At 56.4% G+C, this 2,500-nt stretch carries 1 tRNA gene and 2 rRNA genes (1 of these 3 cut by a window edge); all 3 read left to right on the top strand.

The annotated features are described in order from the left end of the window. Positions 1-2,075: ribosomal RNA gene (locus G5B31_RS20600) — 23S ribosomal RNA — on the top strand; it begins 775 nt to the left of the window's first position. Positions 2,076-2,227: 152 nt separating this feature from the next. Next, positions 2,228-2,342: ribosomal RNA gene (gene rrf / locus G5B31_RS20595) — 5S ribosomal RNA — on the top strand. 75 nt (positions 2,343-2,417) lie between these two features. Continuing rightward, positions 2,418-2,494 (top strand) — tRNA-Met (locus G5B31_RS20590). The last annotated feature ends 6 nt before the right edge of the window (positions 2,495-2,500 follow it).

Raw genomic sequence — 2,500 nt, 5'->3', positions numbered from 1 at the left:
AACACCCGTTGAAAAGGGTCTGGATGACTTGTGGCTAGGGGTGAAAGGCTAATCAAACCTGGAGATAGCTGGTTCTCCGCGAAAGCTATTTAGGTAGCGCCTCGGACGAATACCATCGGGGGTAGAGCACTGCATGGGCAATGGGGTCCCACAGACTTACTGAGCCTAAGCAAACTCCGAATACCGATGAGTACTATCCGGGAGACACACGGCGGGTGCTAACGTCCGTCGTGAAGAGGGAAACAACCCTGACCTGCAGCTAAGGCCCCTAATTCATGGCTAAGTGGGAAAGCATGTGGGACGGCCAAAACAACCAGGATGTTGGCTTAGAAGCAGCCATCATTTAAAGATAGCGTAACAGCTCACTGGTCTAGACAAGCTGTCCTGCGGCGAAGATGTATCGGGGCTCAAGCCATGAGCCGAAGCTCGGGATGCACAGCGATGTGCGTGGTAGCGGAGCGTTCCGTGATATAGCTCATCATGTCTTGTCCGTCGTTCGCGGCGGCATGGACATGGAGAGCTTTCTGTGAAGCCGGGCCGTAAGGCATCCGGTGGAGAGATCGGAAGCGAGAATGTTGACATGAGTAGCGACAAACAGGGTGAGAAACCCTGTCGCCGAAAGTCCAAGGGTTCCTGCTTAAAGCTAATCTGAGCAGGGTAAGCCGGCCCCTAAGGCGAGGCCGAAAGGCGTAGTCGATGGGAACCAGGTTAATATTCCTGGGCCAGGAGGATGTGACGGATCTCGAAGGTTGTCTGCCCTTATCGGATTGGGTGGGCCGCTCAGAGGTTCCTGGAAATAGCCCTCCATCGGACCGTACCCGAAACCGACACAGGTGGACTGGTAGAGTATACCAAGGCGCTTGAGAGAACCACGTTTAAGGAACTCGGCAAAATGCTCCCGTAAGTTCGCGAGAAGGGAGCCCCGTCTGCAGGCAACTGCGGGCGGGGGGCACAATCCAGGGGGTGGCGACTGTTTACTTAAAACACAGGGCTGTGCGAAGCCGTAAGGCGACGTATACAGTCTGACGCCTGCCCGGTGCTGGAAGGTTAAAAGGAGGGGTGCAAGCTCCGAATTGAAGCCCCAGTAAACGGCGGCCGTAACTATAACGGTCCTAAGGTAGCGAAATTCCTTGTCGGGTAAGTTCCGACCTGCACGAATGGCGTAACGATCTCCCCGCTGTCTCAAACGTGGACTCAGCGAAATTGAACTGTGTGTCAAGATGCACACTACCCGCGGTTAGACGGAAAGACCCCATGAACCTTTACTCCAGCTTTGCACTGGCACCAGGAATGTGATGCGCAGGATAGGTGGTAGGCTTTGAAGCCGGGACTCTGGTCCCGGTGGAGCCTCCCTTGAGATACCACCCTTCGCCTTCTTGGTGTCTAACCGCGGTCCGTCATCCGGATCCGGGACCCTGCATGGTGGGGAGTTTGACTGGGGCGGTCGCCTCCCAAATCGTAACGGAGGCGCGCGAAGGTTGGCTCAGAGCGGTCGGAAATCGCTCGTTGAGTGCAATGGCAGAAGCCAGCCTGACTGCAAGACTGACAAGTCGAGCAGAGACGAAAGTCGGCCATAGTGATCCGGTGGTCCCAAGTGGGAGGGCCATCGCTCAACGGATAAAAGGTACTCTGGGGATAACAGGCTGATGATGCCCAAGAGTCCATATCGACGGCATCGTTTGGCACCTCGATGTCGGCTCATCTCATCCTGGGGCTGGAGCAGGTCCCAAGGGTACGGCTGTTCGCCGTTTAAAGAGGTACGTGAGCTGGGTTTAGAACGTCGTGAGACAGTTCGGTCCCTATCTGCCGTGGGTGCAGGAGACTTGAGAAGAGTTGACCCTAGTACGAGAGGACCGGGTTGAACGGACCACTGGTGGACCTGTTGTCGTGCCAACGGCAGTGCAGGGTAGCTATGTCCGGACAGGATAACCGCTGAAGGCATCTAAGCGGGAAGCCCCCTTCAAAACAAGGTCTCCCTTGAGAGCCGTGGAAGACGACCACGTCGATAGGCCGGAGGTGTAAGCGCAGCAATGCGTTCAGCTGACCGGTACTAATTGCTCGATTGGCTTGATCTGATCCAGAAACGGCAAGGCATCGGCATTCCCCAAGGGAAGTTGGCCGGAAACGTCCTTGCCCTCAGACAGCAGCACGATACCCGCTACACTTGGAACAACACTGATGAAGGGCCCCCTTCCGCAACGACGGGTGGCCCGGGTCTCTGATCCGGTTTGGTGGTCATAGCGACGGCTAAACACCCGATCCCATCCCGAACTCGGCCGTTAAGGGCCGTCACGCCAATGGTACTGCGTCTCAAGACGTGGGAGAGTAGGTCACCGCCAAACCTGACCAGAGACACATTCTCTCTCAAAACGATGCAAACACAACCCGGCAGCACCAACATCAGCCGCCGGCACGGTCGCGGGGTAGAGCAGCCCGGTAGCTTGTCAGGCTCATAACCTGAAGGTCGCAGGTTCAAATCCTGCCCCCGCAACCAAATCTA

It is taken from the genome of Rhodobacter sp. SGA-6-6 (assembly GCF_011043545.1).
Lineage (GTDB): Bacteria > Pseudomonadota > Alphaproteobacteria > Rhodobacterales > Rhodobacteraceae > Pseudogemmobacter.
Note: the sequence above shows the minus strand (reverse complement) of the source record. Positions and strands in the feature narration are given on the sequence as shown.